Below are 15,259 nucleotides of genomic sequence, written 5' to 3' on the forward strand. Positions count from 1 at the left end.
CTTGTCAGGACATATGGTTGACAGCGCAGTCGGCGGGCGGCACGTTGGGTCCATGCGTATCGGACTCATCGGCACAGGCCGGATCGGTTCCTTCCACGCGGGTGTGCTGGCCCGCCATCCCGAGGTGGACACCCTGGTGGTGACGGACACCGACCGGGCGCGGGCGGCCGAGGTCGCGGACCGCATCGGCGCGACGGCCGTGGACAGCGCCGCCGAGGTGTTCGGCGCGGGTGTGGACGCCGTGGTGATCGCCTCTGCCACTTCGGCGCACGCGGAACTGATCGGCCGGGCCGCACGGGCGGGACTGCCCGCGTTCTGCGAGAAGCCGATCGCACTGGACCTGCCGGGGACGCTGAGCGCGCTGTGCGAGGTCGACCGGGCGGGGAGCGTGCTCCAGCTGGGCTTCATGCGCAGGTTCGACGCGGGGTACGGAGCGGCGCGCGCCGCCGTGCGGGCGGGGGCGCTGGGAAGGTTGCACACCGTACGGGCGATGACCATGGACCCCGCACCGCCGCCGGCCGCGTATCTGCCGCTCTCCGGGGGGCTGTTCCGGGACTGTCTGGTCCATGACTTCGACATGCTGCGGTGGGTGACGGGCCGTGAGGTGACCGAGGTGTACGCCACCGGATCGGATGCCGGGCCCGAGATGTTCCGGGCGGCCGGCGACGTCGACACGGCGGCGGCCCTGCTGACCCTCGACGACGGCACCCTGGCCACGGCGACGGCCACCCGCTGCAACGGCGCCGGTTACGACGTACGGATGGAACTGGCGGGCGAGCTGGACCAGATCACGGTAGGCCTGGACGGCCGTACGCCGGTCACCTCGGCGGAGCCGCAGGGCCCCGCCGCACCGCTCAGCCCCTGGCCGGGCTTCCTGGAGCGGTTCGCCCCGGCGTACCAGGCGGAACTGGACGCGTTCGTACGGGTGGTGCGGGGCGAGCTGCCCAATCCGTGCGACGGCCGGGAAGCCTGGTACGCGCTGCTGATCGCGGAGGCGTGCGAGGTGTCCCGCCGGGAGCGGCGCCCCGTGGAGATCGCGGAGATCGCCGACGGAGCAGCCGCCCGGCCGGCGGGCGTGGCACCGTCCTCCTCGTAGCCGAAGACGAGCCGGGCGCTCAGGAGGACGACGGCGTGGCGGACAGTACGGTCCCCTGGGCGACCGCACAGAGCGTCTTCGCCCCGTCCTCCCTCGCGGCGAACAGCTCGCAGCGGACCACGGCCTGGCGGCGGCCGGTGTGCACGACATCGGCGTGGGCGATGAGCGTGCGGCCGGTGGCGGGCCGTATGTACTGGATGGAGAAGCCGCCGGTCAGCACGGCCGGGCCCAGGGTCGTCCCGGCGGCGAAGGTGATCGAGTTGTCGGCGGCGTAGGCCAGGACTCCGCCGTGCACAAAGCCGTTCTGCTGCTGGAGTTCCTGACGGATGTCCACTTCCAGGGTGGCCGCGCCGTCCCCGAAGGCGGTGATCCGCGCCCCGACGAGTCCGCTGAACGGCTGGCTGTCGAGGACCTTCTGCGCCATCTGCAAATCAAGTCCGGTCATGACAGAGCTTCTTACCTCACCAGCGGACGGGCAGCTCGCGCACCCCACGGATCAGCATCCCCGGAAGCCAGTCCGGCTCCCCGGCGTCCGTGTCCAGGGCGAGACCGGGGCACCGCTCCAGCAGCGTACGGATCGCGATCCGGCCCTCCATCCGGGCCAGCGGCGCGCCCAGGCAGAAGTGCATGCCGTGCCCGAAGGCCAGATGCCCCTGGGTGTCGCGGCGGATGTCGAAGCGGTCCGGTTCCGGGTAGCGGCCGGGGTCGCGGTCGGACCCCGCCAGAGAGATCAGAACCCGCTCGCCCGCCGGAATGACCCTCTGCCCGATCTCGACCTGTTCGCACGGAAAGCGGAACGTGGCGGTCTCCACCGGCCCGTCGTAGCGCAGCGTCTCCTCGACCGCGCCGTCGATCAGGCCGAAGTCCGCGCGGAGTGCGGCCAGTTGGTCCGGGTGATGGAGCAATGCCCGTACCCCGTTGGAAATCAGGTTGACCGTGGTCTCATGGCCCGCGACGAGCAGCAGGAAGGCCATGCCCACGAGCTCGTCGGGCGACAGCCCGTCCCCCTCCTCGTCACGTGCCCTGACCAGCGCGCTCATCAGGTCGTCACGGGGCGAGCACCGCTTGTCCTCGATGAGTTCGACGAGGTACGCGCCCATGGCGGCCACCGCCTCGCTCTCCTGCTCCGGCGAGGCCGGGGTGACGACGTCGTTCGACAGCCGGCGGAAGGTGTTCCGGTCCAGGTCCGGCACACCGATCAGTTCGCAGATCACGGTCATCGGCAGCGGGAAGGCGAGCGCGTCCACGAGATCGGCGCGCCCGGCGGGCACCATCGCGTCGAGGAGTTCATCGGTGATCTGCTGGACGCGCGGGCGCAGGGCCTCGACCCGGCGTGCGGTGAACTCCCGGGTGACGAGTTTGCGCAGCCGGGTGTGATGGGGTGCGTCCAGCTCCAGCATGTTGGCGAAGATCGGGTCGTTCCCCTCGGGCCGGTCCACCAGCCCCTGCCCCTCCTTGCCGAACCGCTGGTCGGCCAGGGCCGCGCGGCCCTCGTCGTACCCCACCACGAGCCAGATCCGCTCGAATTCGTCGGTACGGATGGTGTGCACGGGACCTGCGGCGCGCAGCTTCTCGTAGTACGGATAGGGATTCGCGGTGAAGTCCTTGACCCCGCGCAGATCTACATCGACGTGGCTGCTGGCATCGGACATGGGATCGCCCCTCCCGGTCTGATCGGCTCGATCGCATGCGATCGACCGGTTCAGCCTATGCCGCCGGGTCTCGACCGTCGTCGTCGAGCAGGCCCGCGTCGTGCACCAACAGCGCGATCTGGACGCGGTTGTTGAAATCGAATTTGGCCAGGATCCGGGACACCTGCGTCTTCACGGTCGCCACGCTCAGGTAGAGCGTGGCGGCGATCTCGGCGTTGGAACGGCCGCGTCCGACGGCGAGCGCGACCTCGCGTTCCCGGTCGGTGAGCGCGGCGATCCGCTGTCGTGCCCGGTCGGTGCGGTCCACCCGGTCGCCCTGGCCGCTCCCGGCGGCGCGGGCCATGAGCTGGCGGGTCACCGCGGGCGACAGCACCGGATCACCGGCCGCCACCCGCCGCACCGAGTCGACGATCTGAGCCGGCGGGGTGTCCTTCAGGACAAATCCGGCGGCTCCGGCGCGGATGGCCCGCAGCACCTGTTCGTCGGCATGGAACGTCGTCAGGACGATGACCTCCGGAGCATCGGGACGGGTCCGCAGTGCCTCCGTCGCCGTCAGCCCGTCCATGGCTGGCATCCGGAGGTCCATCAGCACCACATCGGGGCGGAGCCGGTCGACGAGATCCGCGACCTCGCAGCCGTCCGCCCCCTCCCCCACGATGTCGATGTCGTCGGCGCCGCCGAGCATGAGGGCGAGCCCGGCCCGTACGAGCGGGTCGTCGTCGACGATGAGCAGCCGGACGGGCTGCGCCACGGGATCCATGGGGGTCGGGGCGGTCATGACGACCACCGTAACCAGGCCCGGACACCGAACGCGCCGGGGGCCGTTGTGGCCGCTCCGGATCGTCCGGCGGTCAGGGCGACCACGGCAGCCGGGCCCGGATGCCGAAACCGCCGTCCGGCTCCGGCCCGTGGTCGAGGCGGCCGCCGGCCAGGGTGGCGCGTTCCGTGAGGCCGATGAGCCCCTGGCCGGAGCCGGGGACCTGCTCGAACGGTTCGGTGGGCGCCGGGTTGCGTACCTCGATGGTGAGTCCGTCGCCCGGGCCGCCGCTCACCGTGACGGTGACCTCGGCGCCGGGTGCGTGTTTACGGGCGTTGGTCAGGCCCTCCTGGGCGATGCGGTAGACGGTGCGGCCGGTGGCGGCGGGGGCCGCGGCGGGGTCGGTGATGCGGTTGTCGAGGGTGACCTTCATGCCGGCCAGACGGGACTCGGCGATCAGCGCGTCCAGGGTGGCGAGGGTGGGCTGCGGCCGGTCGCCGTCGCTCTCACCGGGGCTGCGCAGGACGCCGATGATCTCGCGGAGGTCCTGGAGCGCCTCGTGTGCGCTGTCCCGGATGACCCCGGCGGCGCGCGCCACCTCGGCCGGGGGTGCGTCGGGGCGGAATTCGAGGGCGCCGGCGTGCACGCTGAGGAGGGTCAGCCGGTGAGCGAGGACATCGTGCATCTCGCGGGCGATGGCCTCGCGGGCCAGCCGCTGAGCCTGCTCGGCGCGGAGCCCGGCCTCGGCCTCGGCCCGGCGGGCCCGCTCGCGGAGCGTGACGACGAGCTGGCGCCTGGACCGTACGACCATGCCCCAGCTGAGCACCAGCAGGGACAGCAGCACACCGATGACCGTCGACTCGAAGAACGAGCTGCCCGGGTCGGGGCGCAGATACGGCTGTACGGGAGCGGTGACCAGAGCGAGCGCCCCGATGGCCGCCGCGGGGCGGAACGGCCGGTGCACGGCGACGCTGAACAGGGCCACGAGCATGGCTCCCGCGGCGACCGGTTCGACGGTGGAGAGCAGGATCAGGCCCACCGCGAGGCCGACCGGCCACCGCCGCCGCACCCACAGGGCACAGCAGGCGACGGCCCCGATCAGGCAGTCGACGAAGACGACGCCGCCGGAGGTGGTGCGGTCGGCATCGATCGCCGCCGCCGCGAGCAGTCCGATTCCCACCGCGAAGAGGAAGGCGGTGATGTCGACGGCCCAGTCCCGCACGGTGCGTCGCGAGCGGCCGCCCTGGTCACCGGGCAGCTCGGGGTCGGCCATCGCCGAGGGCAGCAGCCAGCGGTACTCCGTACGCGTCATACGACAAAACTACCCAGGTCAGTCGCAGGTCCCGGCCGTTCGGGCGCAGGCAGCCACCAAAGTCGCGGGACGCGAGACTTTCGGCGGAACGCGGCAGCCCGGTGGCCGGGGTGGTTCCGGTTCCGGGCGGTGGTGGGGCGGCCGGCCGGCTCAAGGAGCAGCCGGAGTCACCGCCCGGCGCCCCCAGCCGGTGCCCGCGAGAACCAGGGCCCCGCCCACCACACCGAGGATGCCGAGCCGTTCACCGCCGATCGCGATGCCCACGGCGGCGGCCCACAGCGGCTCCGTACCGAGCAGCAGGCTGACCCGGGACGGCGAGGTGCGGCGTACCGACCACATCTGTACGAAGAAGGCGAAGAGCGTGCAGAAGACGGAGAGGAAGAGCAGTCCGCCCCACTCCTGGGCGCCGAACCCGGCGGCCACCGTCCACGGCGCCTGACCGGTGCCGGGCACGGCGGCGAGCACGGCGAAGACGGCGACCGCGCTGCCGAGCTGGACCGTGGTCAGCGACAGCGAGTCCGCCCCCTGCACCGACTTGATGCGGGCCATCAGCAGCACATGCGCGGTACGGGCGAGGGCGGCCACCAGCATCAGCAGATCGCCCGCCGACGGGCTGGTGAATCCGCCGCTCTGGGTCAGCAGCGCCACACCGGCCACCGAGAGCCCGGCGGCGGCGAGAAAGGCCCTCGGCGGCCGTACGCGGGTGACGGCGGCCTCGGCGAGCGGGGTGAAGATCATGGTGAGACTGATGATGAGCCCGGCGTTGGTCGCCGAGGTGTGCACGACGCCATACGTCTCCAGCAGGAAGATCCCGCTGAGGGCCAGGCCCAGCAGACCGGCCCCCCGCCACTGCGCCGCGCCGAGCGCCCGCAGCTTTCGCCGGCCGGCCACGGCCAGCACGGGCAGCACGACGCCGAAGCGCAGTACGAGGACCGCGATGACGGTCTGCGTGGTGGTGATGCCCTTCGCAGCGAGGTAGCTGGAGCCCCAGACGACCGCCACGAGGAGCACCGGCAGATCGGTGAGCCAGGCACGGCGCGGCGGGGCGAGGGCGGGTACGGCGATCGAGGACACCTGGCTCGTTCTCCTGGTTCTCCACGGCGGAAACGATGCGGGAACGCTGTGGAGACCTCGGTGGCTCACACGCGGAACGATCACCGTACCGGGCAGTGGCCGGCCCCGGGAATACCCGTCTCATCTGTCGTGCCGTGCCTCGCCGTCGGTGTCAGCGGCGCGCCAGCTCCATGATCCAGTTGGTCAGCCAGCTCTCGCCGCCGTCCAGGGAGAACGCCTGCTCCCAGCGGGCCGACTGCGCGGTGATCCCCGACCAGATGAACCGCACCCGGACCTCCTTGCCGTCATGCGTGTCGTCTCCGTGGAACTCGCCCCGGCCGTCCTCGAACCGGCCCACAACCGGCGGGAACAGCGCTCCGGTGCGGCTGCTCGACCAGTACAGGGACCACTGCTCGCGCTCGGGGTCGTAGAGCCGCAGGGTGAGTCCGCAGTGCCCCTGCCCCAGGAAGTCGATCTCGTCGAAGTTCGCCCCGCCATCGAAGTGACGCGAGGCGTGGCTGACGGCGGGGAACTCCTCCCACGCGCTCGCCTCGTCGAGGAAGTCGGTCCGCCGGCGATTGGTGACGTCCCAGGTGCCGATGAGAAAGTCGAAGTCGTTCATGAGGGATCTCCTGCGGTGCGGTCGAAAGGATCGGCGGGAGGAATCAGCGGCCCCTTCCCGCCCGGGGAATCGGTCCCGGCCGGGTCCTCCTCGAAGGCCATGGCTGGACCGTAGACGCACTTCACTGACACCTTGTGTCAGTGAAGTCCGGCCGGCTCCTCTCGATCGTCCTGCTGCTCCAGACCCGGGGGCGGATGACCGCCGCCCAGCTCTCGGCGGAGCTGGCGGTGTCCGTGCGGACCGTCTACCGCGATATCGAGTCGCTGCACGCGGCGGGTATTCCGCTCTACGGGGATGCCGGGCACTCCGGCGGCTACCAGCTGCTCGCGGGCTACCGCACGCGGCTGACCGGCCTCAGCACGGGTGAGGCGGAGGCCCTCTTCCTGTCCGGCATCCCGGGCCCCGCCGCGGATCTCGGCCTCGGTGCGTCCCTGGCGACGGCCCAGCTCAAACTGCGCGCGGCACTGCCGCCCGAACTGCGCGACCAGGCCGACCGGATGCGCGCCCGGTTCCATCTCGATGCGCCCGGCTGGTACACACAGGACGAGAAGGTTCCCTACCTCCGGCAGGTCGCCGACGCGGTGTGGCACAGCCGGATCCTCGACGTCCGCTACCGCCGCTGGCGGCAGCCGACCGATGTCGACCGGCGGCTCGAACCGTACGGGCTGGTGCTCAAGGCAGGACGCTGGTACGTCGTCGCCGGACCGGGACCGCGTACGTACCGGGTCGACCAGATCCTCCGGCTCACCGTCCTCGACGAGGAGTTCACCCCTCCGGGGAACTTCGACCTGGCCGGGCACTGGGAGCGCCATCAGGCGGACTTCCATGCCCGGCTCCATCAGGCGGAGGCACTGGTACGCATCGCACCGCATGCCATGTCACGCCTCACGGGGGCGGCGGCCCGGGCACTGGCCGACAGCGGGACGACGGATCCGGACGGCTGGGTCCGCGCGGTGCTGCCCATCGAGTCGCTCGACCATGCCCACGGCGTGTTCCTGGCTCTGGGCGAGGACGTCGAGGTGCTGGGCCCACCCGAGTTGAGGGCCAGGATCGCCGCGACGGTACGCGCACTGGCGATGCGCTACGCCTCCTCCTGAGGTGCCGGCCGACGGACACCGCGCACCGCAGCACGCCCTCCTACAATGGCGAGCCGGCCCCGGAAGTCCCCGGGACCTCGGAAAGCACGGAGTGGGCCCATGGCTGGAGCGCGGCCGGACGGGCGCGTCGAGCGCGGCAACCGGACCCGGCAGCTGGTCCTCGGGCGTGCGGTCCGGGTCGCCTCGGCCGAGGGGCTGGAGGGGCTGTCGCTCGGGCGGCTCGCCACGGAACTGAAGCTGAGCAAGAGCGGCGTGTTCGCGCTCTTCGGCTCCAAGGAGGAGCTCCAGCTCGCCACGGTGCGCGCCGCCGTCGACATCTACGACGAGCATGTCGTGCGGCCGACGAGAGCCGTCCCTGCCGGTCTCGGCCGCGTGTGGCGGATGTGCGAGGCATGGATCGCGTACTCCGAGCAGCGGGTGTTCCCGGGTGGCTGCTTCTTCTACTCCGCACTCGCCGAATTCGACGCCCGCGAAGGCCGGGTGCACGATGCGCTGGCGGCTAACCAGACCGGCTGGGTCACCTTCGTGGAGCGGCGGATCGAGGAGGCGCGGGTCCTGGGCGAGATCCGGACGGACTCCGATGTCGCCCAACTCGCCTTCGAGATCATCGCGTTCCTGGAGCTGGCCAACGGCGAGTCCGTGCTGCACAACAGCGCCGGCAGCTATACGAAGGCGGCCCGGGCCATTCTGGGACGGCTGCGGTCCGTCTCCACCGACACCTCGCTGCTGCCGGCCATTGCGTGAGCGAACGGAGCTGATTTCAGCCAGGACACATGGGAATTTAAACGCACGATCGTTCGTACAGTCGTAGGCTCGGCGGCGATCACGCTGTCGACCATCGAGGACTTGATCATGAACATCGTGGAGCTCGACCGGGCCGCAGTCCTGGAATCCGTACGCATCGTGGAACAGGCCCGCCCCGAGGACTGGGAACGCCCCACCCCCTGTTCCCGCTGGACTCTGCGCCTGCTCGTGGAACACATGAGCGTCCAGCACCACGGCTTCGCCGCCGCCGCACGGGGCGAGGGAGGCGACCCGTCCCTGTGGGAGCCGCGCCCGCTCGGCGCGGACCCGGTCGGCTCGTACCGGACCGCGGCCTGCGACGTGCTGGACACCTTCGCCCAACCGAGCGTCCTGACCCAGGAGTTCAGCCTGCCGGAGATCAACCCCGAGGGGACGTTCCCCGGTTCCGTCGCCGTCGGATTCCACTTCATCGACTATGTGGTGCACTCCTGGGACGTGGCGGCGGCACTGGGGATGCGTCCCGAATTCTCCGCGGAGATCATCGAAGCGGCACTGCCCGTCGCCCTGCGCGTCCCCGGCGGCGAACGGCGCGAACGGCCCGGCGCGGCGTTCCGGCCCGCCCTGGCACCCGCGGACCGGGCCGCTGCCGACGGCACCGCGACGACCGTCGACCTGGTACTGACGACGCTCGGCCGGTCACCCGACTGGACGGCTCCGAACGGGCGCTGAGACCGGGTCCGTACGTCGCTCGGCCTGGCATCGGTCCACCGGGCGGGAATCCCCGCTCCCGGGCGCATCGGGGTAGGCGTCCGATTCACGCCGGTTTCCGCCGCGCAGAAGAACTTTCCTTGTCCGTGTCGGAAGACCCCGGGCGTCGGAGGAGCCGACGCCGCGCAGGACCCGGCCTCACGGACCAGGAGACCCAACATGACCATGACCAGCACCACCACGACCACCGGCTCGAACAGGACCGCACTCGTCACCGGAGGCAGCCGCGGCATCGGCGCCGCGACCGCCCTGCGGCTGGCCCGGGACGGCGCCGATGTGGCGCTCACGTACGTGCGGGACAAGGACGGCGCGCAGAGGGTCGTCCAGAAGATCCAGTCGTACGGCCGTCGCGGCATCGCCCTGCGCGCCGACTCGGCCGACCCGGATGCCGCCCCGGCGGCCGTGCGGCGTGCCGCTGACGAGCTCGGCCGGCTCGACATCCTGGTCAACAACGCGGGCATCGGCGTCCTCGGCCCCATCGACACCCTCACCCCGGCCGATGTCGACCGGGTGCTCGCGGTCAACGTACGGGCGGTCTTCCTGGCCTGCCGCGCGGCGGCGGGGCTGATGGGGAACGGTGGCCGCATCATCTCCATCGGCACGGCTCTGAGCCGGCACGCGGGCGGTCCCGGCTCCACCCTCTACACCATGAGCAAGTCGGCGCTGGCCGGCCTCACCAAGCCGCTCGCCCGCGAACTCGGCCCGCGTGGCATCACGGTCAACCTGGTCCAGCCCGGCCCGGTCGACACGGACCTCAACCCGGCCGACGGCCCGTTCGCCGCCGGTCAGCGCTCCGCGACCGCCCTGGACCGGTTCGGCACGGTGGACGAAGTAGCTTCCCTGATCGCCTACTTGGCCAGTGACGAAGCGGCGTACATCACGGGTACGGAGGTGACGGTGGACGGGGGCCACGCGGCTTGACCCGGCTTCGCAGCGGCAACCCGCCGGCCGGTCCCCCGGGCCTCGTCCTGATCCGGCGGGGCCACGACCGCGGCCGGGTCGACGAGGTCATCACCCAACTGCGCAGGGCTGCGGGGCTGTGAGCCGGGCGTACCCGCACCGGTCCCCGCCCCGCGCCCCGGTCCGCCCTACCCTGGCCGGGAAGGTTTCCGAACGAAAAGGGAGATCATGACCGAGACCCCGGTTCACCCCCTGAACGACGGCCGCGCCATCCCCGCCGTCGGGCTCGGCACCTGGCCGCTGGACGACGACGCGGCGGAGAAGGCCGTCGCCGGGGCGCTGGGCCTCGGCTACCGGCTCGTCGACACCGCGCTGAACTACGGCAACGAGACCGGTACCGGCCGCGGGATCGCCCGCAGCGGCGTGCCGAGGCAGGACGTCTTCGTCACCACCAAGGTCCCGGGCCGGCATCACGGCTACGAACCGACGCTGGCGTCGTTCGAGGAGTCGCGGCGCAATCTCGGGGTGGAGTACGTGGATCTGTATCTCATCCACTGGCCGTTGCCCCGGCTCGATCTGTACGTCGACACGTGGAAGGCGCTGATCCGGCTCCGCGAGGACGGGCTGGTGCGCTCGATCGGTGTCTCCAACTTCACCGCGGCCCAGATCGACCGGCTGCAGCAGGAGACGGGGGTACTGCCCGCCGTCAACCAGATCGAGATGCACCCGCGCCTGCCGCAGGACGAACTGCGGTCCGTGCACGCCGCCAGGGGCATCATCACGGAGAGCTGGAGCCCGCTCGGCCGCGGCCGCGATCTGCCGGCCGGCCCGGAGCTGGTCGCCATCGCCGATGCGCACGGCGTGACGCCCGCTCAGGCCGTACTCCGCTGGCACACCCAGCTCGGTGCCGTACCGATTCCCAAGTCGGCCGATCCGGGGCGGCAGCGCGAGAACCTGGACCTGTTCGGGTTCGAGCTGACGGCGGACGAGCTGGCCCGCATCTCGGCCGGGCCGCAGCAGCGGTTCGGCGGGGATCCGGAGGTCCACGAGGAGTTCTGAGGGGCGTGCTCGCATCGGTGCGCCCGCATCGGCCTGCCCGCGTCGGTGTGCCCGCATCGGCCTGCCCGCGTCGGTGTGCCCGCGTCGGTGTGCCCGCGTCACTCGGCGCGGACACACCGACGTCCGGGTCACCGCGAGCGCGGAGTGAGTTCCGCCATCCGGGACCAACCCTCACCCGGCACCTCGACGTTGATGATCTCCGGGGTCTCGGCGACGAGATCCGCCATCGTGTCCATCGCCGCCGCGAAGTGCTGCGACTTCACATGGGCCTCCCCGGCCTCGGGGGAGGCGAAGGCCTCCAGCAGGACGTACTGGTCCGGGTTCTCGACGCTGTACGACCACTCGAAGAACACGTTGCCGGGCTCCTTCCGGGTCGCGAGGGTGAAGTCCTCCACGGCCGGGAGCCAGTTGTCGCGTTCGGCGCTGTGGACGGTGAATTTGACGGCGATGAAGATCATGCCTCCAGGGTCCCATATGCCATGGATGCGGACTCATCGGGCACACCCGGATGGCGCCGGACGGGCCGAATTCCGGCCCGTCCGGCCCTCGGGTGGGCCAGAGACCCTAACCGCCGAGCTCTCGGTGGCGCGCGGCCAGTCGCGTGGCGCCCTCCTCTGTCGGTGAGCCGAACAGCCTCAGCCGGGAGATGCCACCGTCCGGGAAGATGTCGATCCGGACGTGCGTGGCCCGCACCGCCTGGGGCAGGACGAAGCGGTGGTTCGTGTCGGGCTGCAGCCGGGTCCGGGGCAGCACCTCGCTCCAGTCGCCGCTCTCCCCGTCACGGGCGGAAAGGCTCGCCCAGCCTGCCGAGTTGCCCTTCAGATACGCGGTGTCGATCTCGACGGCGCGGATCTCCGCCTGCTCGACGAGGCGGTAGCGGATCCAGTCGTTGCCCTTGTCGCGTCGGCGGCGGGTTTCCCAGCCGTCGTCCATCTTGCGGGACCTGCCCGGCTGGATGGTGTTGGTGGCCGGGGAGTAGAAGCGGTCGGAGGCGTCCTCGACCGTGCCGCCGTTCTCCAGGGCGACCAGATCGAAGGTGCCGAGAGCGGCCAGCCAGGTGGGGTCGGGGGCGACCTCGCCGTACACGCGGAGGCGGGCTATCCCGCCGTCGGGGTGCTGGTTGACCCGCAGATGGGTGACGCGCTGCTCGGCCGCGACGACGAATCCATTGGCCGCGTGCCCGCCAACGGCCGTACGCGGTACGAGTGTTGCCCACTTCACCTCGGGCGCGAGTAGTTCCTCGGGCGACGGGGAGCCGGGGACACAGGCCGCCTCGACGGAGACCGCCTGCGGGTAGTTGCCACGGAAATGGGCGGTGTCGACGACGATGCCACGTACGACTCCGGGTGCGCCGAGCCGTACGAGTGCCCAGTCGTGGTCCTCGTCCGTGGGGTGGGGCCGGCCGGCGCTCGCACCGCGTCGGCGGCGGGTCTCCCAGCCGTCCATGATCTTGCCCTTGTGGCCGAAGCGCTCGGGGTCGAACTCGGCGGGTTCCGGCTTCAGCAGATTCTCGCGCTCGGCGAAGAACTCGTCGTTGGCGGCGATCACCCCCGCGCCGAGCCGCCGGTCGGCGAGGTCGACGAGGTCGGTGAAGGGGAAGTCGACTGTGCGGTAGTCGGCGTACGGGTCGCCGCCGCCGTACGGGTTCGCGTCGCCGGTGAAGCGGGCTGTCGCCGTCATAGTCAGTGGTTCCTTACGAGGAGGCAGCCGGTGGGTTCGCCGACGGCGCCGTCCGCCGCGATCCGCCGCCCACGCAGCCACGTCGATTTCACGACGCCGTGCAGGGTCTTGCCGGCGTAGGCGGTGACCTGGTTGCGGTGGAAGAGTTCGGCGGGGTCGACGGTGAAGGTCTCGTCCGGGGCGAGGACGGCGAAGTCGGCGTCGCGGCCGGCCTCGATGGCGCCCTTGCGGGTGAGCCCGGCCAGTTCGGCGGGGGCGGCCGACATCCACCGGACGACGTCGTCGAGCGAGTGGCCGCGCTTTCGGGCCTCGGTCCAGATGGCGGGAAGGCCCAGCTGAAGGGAGGAGATGCCGCCCCAGGCCGAGGCGAAGTCCGGCGTCTTGAGGTCGGTGGTGCACGGCGAGTGGTCCGAGACGATGCAGTCGATCGTGCCGTCGGCCAGCCCGTCCCACAGCGCGTCCTGGTTGGCGGCCTCACGGATCGGCGGGCAGCACTTGAACTCCGTCGCGCCGTCCGGGACTTCCTCGGCGGTGAGGGTGAGGAAGTGCGGACAGGACTCGACGGTGATCCGTACGCCCTCGCGCTTGGCGGCGGCGATCATCGGCAGCGCGTCGCTGGAGGAGAGGTGCAGGACATGGACCCGCGCGTTCAGCCGCCTGGCGTGCGCGATGAGCCCCTCGATCGCGGTGTTCTCGGCGTCCCGGGGCCGGGAGGCGAGGAAGTCGGCATACGCGGGCCCGGGGCGCTGCGGGGCGGAGGCCAGATGGCGCGGGTCCTCGGCGTGCACGATCAGCAGTCCGCCGAAACCGGCGATCTCGGCCATGGACCTGGCCAGCTGCTCCTGGTCGAGTTCCGGGAACTCGTCGACGCCGGAGGGCGAGAGGAAGCACTTGAAGCCGAACACCCCGGCCTCGTACAGCGGCCGCAGGTCCTTGACGTTGGACGGGATCGCCCCGCCCCAGAATCCGGTGTCGATGTGTGCCTTGGGGGCGGCCACCTGCTGCTTGGTGCGCAGATGACCGACGGTGGTGGTCGGCGGGAGGGAGTTGAGCGGCATGTCGAGCAGAGTGGTGATGCCGCCCGCCGCCGCGGCACGGGTGGCGGTGTGGAAGCCTTCCCACTCGGTGCGGCCGGGGTCGTTCACATGGACATGGGTGTCGACGAGTCCGGGCAGCAGGACGTCGTCACCGAAGTCCTCCACCCGGGCACCGGCCGGCACCTCGGTGTCGTACGGCAGGACGGCGTCGATTCTCCCGTCGGCGACGGCGACCGCTGCGGGGCGCGTCCCGTCCGGGGTGACGACACGCGTCGAGCGCAGTACCAGATTCACGTCCGCACCGGACACCCGTGCTCCTCACTTCGGACCTTCGACCACTGATGACCACTGGCAAATTCAACGAACTGTTGAAGGAGTCTTCACTCGGGATCCGGGCCCGTCAAGACCCCACTTTCCTCGCCCGGCGACTGGCGGACCACCCGCACCCGCAACTGGAGGTTTCCACAAAGTAAAAGAACAATTTCGGAGAGCGGAATGTAACATGGGACCAGTGCGGCACCGCAGAACTGCCCCACCGAGTGCAGACACCGGGACAAACAGGCTCTGACCGGCCAGGACGCCGTACCCGGAGCAGTGGGCCGATCGGGAACCGCCCGGTAGGCTGCGGGGTGCCTCGCCGGGCGGGGCAGCCGCTCTTCCGCCTCGAAAGGACCGTTGACGTGCCGCCGTCCCACGCCAGCACATCCGACTCCAAGCCCGCCGCTTCCAGCGGTGGTGTGCAGTCCCTTGAGCGCGCCTTCGATCTGCTGGAGCGGATGGCGGACGCGGGGGGCGAGGTCGGGCTGAGTGAACTCTCCGCGAGCAGCGGACTACCGCTGCCGACCATTCACCGCCTGATGCGCACGCTGGTGATCTGCGGATATGTGCGCCAGCAGCCGAACCGGCGCTATGCGCTCGGCCCGCGTCTGATCCGGCTCGGCGAGTCCGCGTCCCGGCTGCTCGGTACCTGGGCACGCCCGTATCTCGCGCGCCTGGTCGAGGAGACCGGCGAGACCGCGAACATGGCGCTGCTCGACGGCGACGAGATCGTGTACGTGGCGCAGGTGCCGTCCAAGCACTCGATGCGCATGTTCACCGAGGTGGGCCGCCGGGTGCTCCCCCACTCCACGGGGGTCGGCAAGGCGCTGCTGGCGCACACGCCCCCGGAGGAGGTACGGGCACTGCTCGCCCGTACCGGAATGCCGGCCGCCACCGAGAAGACGATCACCACGCCTGACGGCTTCCTCGACGCACTGGAGCAGGTCCGCAGGGTCGGCTACGCGGTGGACGACAACGAGCAGGAGATCGGGGTGCGCTGCCTCGCGGTCTCGGTACCCAACTCCCCCACCTCGGCCGCGCTTTCGATCTCGGGTCCGGCGGGCCGGGTGACGGAGGCGGCGACGGAGCGGATCGTGCCGATTCTGCAGCAGGCCGCGAAGGAACTGTCCGACGCGCTGGCCAGCAGCGGTTCCACCGGCTGAG

At 71.2% G+C, this 15,259-nt stretch carries 17 protein-coding genes; 8 read left to right on the forward strand and 9 right to left on the reverse strand.

Annotated features, from left to right (window positions below; translation table 11 throughout):
* Positions 1-52: 52 nt before the first annotated feature.
* The gene (locus tag ACGFU7_RS20765) at positions 53-1,096 is read left to right on the forward strand and encodes a Gfo/Idh/MocA family oxidoreductase (protein ID WP_393697468.1); all 1,044 of its coding nucleotides are present in this window, start codon (positions 53-55) and stop codon (positions 1,094-1,096) included.
* Between the two features lie 19 nt (positions 1,097-1,115).
* Here the strand turns inward: ACGFU7_RS20765 and ACGFU7_RS20770 are convergent, their stop codons facing one another.
* From ACGFU7_RS20770 to ACGFU7_RS20795, 6 genes are all read right to left on the reverse strand, one after another.
* A complete protein-coding gene (locus ACGFU7_RS20770) occupies positions 1,116-1,541 on the reverse strand; it encodes a PaaI family thioesterase (protein WP_393697469.1) in 426 nt (141 codons plus the stop codon).
* Between the two features lie 16 nt (positions 1,542-1,557).
* Positions 1,558-2,748, reverse strand: a complete 1,191-nt coding sequence (locus ACGFU7_RS20775; protein ID WP_393697470.1) for a cytochrome P450 — start codon at positions 2,746-2,748, stop codon at positions 1,558-1,560.
* A gap of 55 nt (positions 2,749-2,803) precedes the next feature.
* Complete coding sequence (locus tag ACGFU7_RS20780) at positions 2,804-3,526, reverse strand: response regulator (protein WP_393697471.1); 723 nt, start codon at positions 3,524-3,526, stop codon at positions 2,804-2,806.
* A 73-nt stretch (positions 3,527-3,599) separates the two neighbouring features.
* Positions 3,600-4,817, reverse strand: coding sequence for a sensor histidine kinase (locus ACGFU7_RS20785; protein ID WP_393697472.1), 1,218 nt, complete (start codon positions 4,815-4,817; stop codon positions 3,600-3,602).
* A 150-nt stretch (positions 4,818-4,967) separates the two neighbouring features.
* Positions 4,968-5,891 carry a DMT family transporter gene (locus tag ACGFU7_RS20790; RefSeq protein WP_393697473.1) on the reverse strand — a complete coding sequence of 308 codons (924 nt, stop codon included), beginning with the start codon at positions 5,889-5,891 and terminating at the stop codon, positions 4,968-4,970.
* Positions 5,892-6,042: 151 nt separating this feature from the next.
* Positions 6,043-6,492 carry a hypothetical protein gene (locus ACGFU7_RS20795; RefSeq protein WP_393697474.1) on the reverse strand — a complete coding sequence of 150 codons (450 nt, stop codon included), beginning with the start codon at positions 6,490-6,492 and terminating at the stop codon, positions 6,043-6,045.
* Positions 6,493-6,632: 140 nt separating this feature from the next.
* Here ACGFU7_RS20795 and ACGFU7_RS20800 point away from each other — a divergent pair, with 140 nt between their 5' ends.
* From ACGFU7_RS20800 to ACGFU7_RS20825, 6 genes are all read left to right on the forward strand, one after another.
* Complete coding sequence (locus ACGFU7_RS20800) at positions 6,633-7,589, forward strand: helix-turn-helix transcriptional regulator (protein ID WP_393697611.1); 957 nt, start codon at positions 6,633-6,635, stop codon at positions 7,587-7,589.
* Positions 7,590-7,688: 99 nt separating this feature from the next.
* Positions 7,689-8,333, forward strand: a complete 645-nt coding sequence (locus ACGFU7_RS20805; RefSeq protein WP_393697475.1) for a TetR/AcrR family transcriptional regulator — start codon at positions 7,689-7,691, stop codon at positions 8,331-8,333.
* 108 nt (positions 8,334-8,441) lie between these two features.
* Positions 8,442-9,062, forward strand: a complete 621-nt coding sequence (locus ACGFU7_RS20810; protein ID WP_393697476.1) for a TIGR03086 family metal-binding protein — start codon at positions 8,442-8,444, stop codon at positions 9,060-9,062.
* A gap of 204 nt (positions 9,063-9,266) precedes the next feature.
* Entirely contained in the window at positions 9,267-10,022 is a 756-nt protein-coding gene (locus ACGFU7_RS20815; protein ID WP_393697612.1) for an SDR family NAD(P)-dependent oxidoreductase, read from the forward strand.
* Positions 10,019-10,144, forward strand: a complete 126-nt coding sequence (locus ACGFU7_RS20820) for a hypothetical protein (protein WP_393697477.1) — start codon at positions 10,019-10,021, stop codon at positions 10,142-10,144. Before ACGFU7_RS20815 ends, ACGFU7_RS20820 begins: the two co-directional genes overlap by 4 nt.
* A gap of 85 nt (positions 10,145-10,229) precedes the next feature.
* Positions 10,230-11,060, forward strand: a complete 831-nt coding sequence (locus tag ACGFU7_RS20825; protein ID WP_393697478.1) for an aldo/keto reductase — start codon at positions 10,230-10,232, stop codon at positions 11,058-11,060.
* A gap of 128 nt (positions 11,061-11,188) precedes the next feature.
* Here ACGFU7_RS20825 and ACGFU7_RS20830 read toward each other — a convergent pair whose 3' ends face one another.
* The 3 genes from ACGFU7_RS20830 to allB form a co-directional block, all read right to left on the reverse strand.
* Positions 11,189-11,518 (reverse strand): putative quinol monooxygenase, encoded by a 330-nt coding sequence (locus ACGFU7_RS20830; protein ID WP_393697479.1) that lies wholly within the window; start codon positions 11,516-11,518, stop codon positions 11,189-11,191.
* Positions 11,519-11,624: 106 nt separating this feature from the next.
* A complete protein-coding gene (gene alc / locus ACGFU7_RS20835) occupies positions 11,625-12,740 on the reverse strand; it encodes an allantoicase (protein ID WP_393697480.1) in 1,116 nt (371 codons plus the stop codon).
* 2 nt (positions 12,741-12,742) lie between these two features.
* Positions 12,743-14,086, reverse strand: a complete 1,344-nt coding sequence (gene allB / locus ACGFU7_RS20840) for an allantoinase AllB (protein ID WP_393697481.1) — start codon at positions 14,084-14,086, stop codon at positions 12,743-12,745.
* 371 nt (positions 14,087-14,457) lie between these two features.
* Between allB and ACGFU7_RS20845 the strand changes: the two genes are divergently transcribed.
* Positions 14,458-15,258 (forward strand): IclR family transcriptional regulator, encoded by an 801-nt coding sequence (locus ACGFU7_RS20845; RefSeq protein ID WP_393697482.1) that lies wholly within the window; start codon positions 14,458-14,460, stop codon positions 15,256-15,258.
* Position 15,259: the final 1 nt, after the last annotated feature.

This window comes from Streptomyces sp. NPDC048473, from assembly GCF_043200155.1.
Classification (GTDB): Bacteria; Actinomycetota; Actinomycetes; order Streptomycetales; family Streptomycetaceae; genus Streptomyces.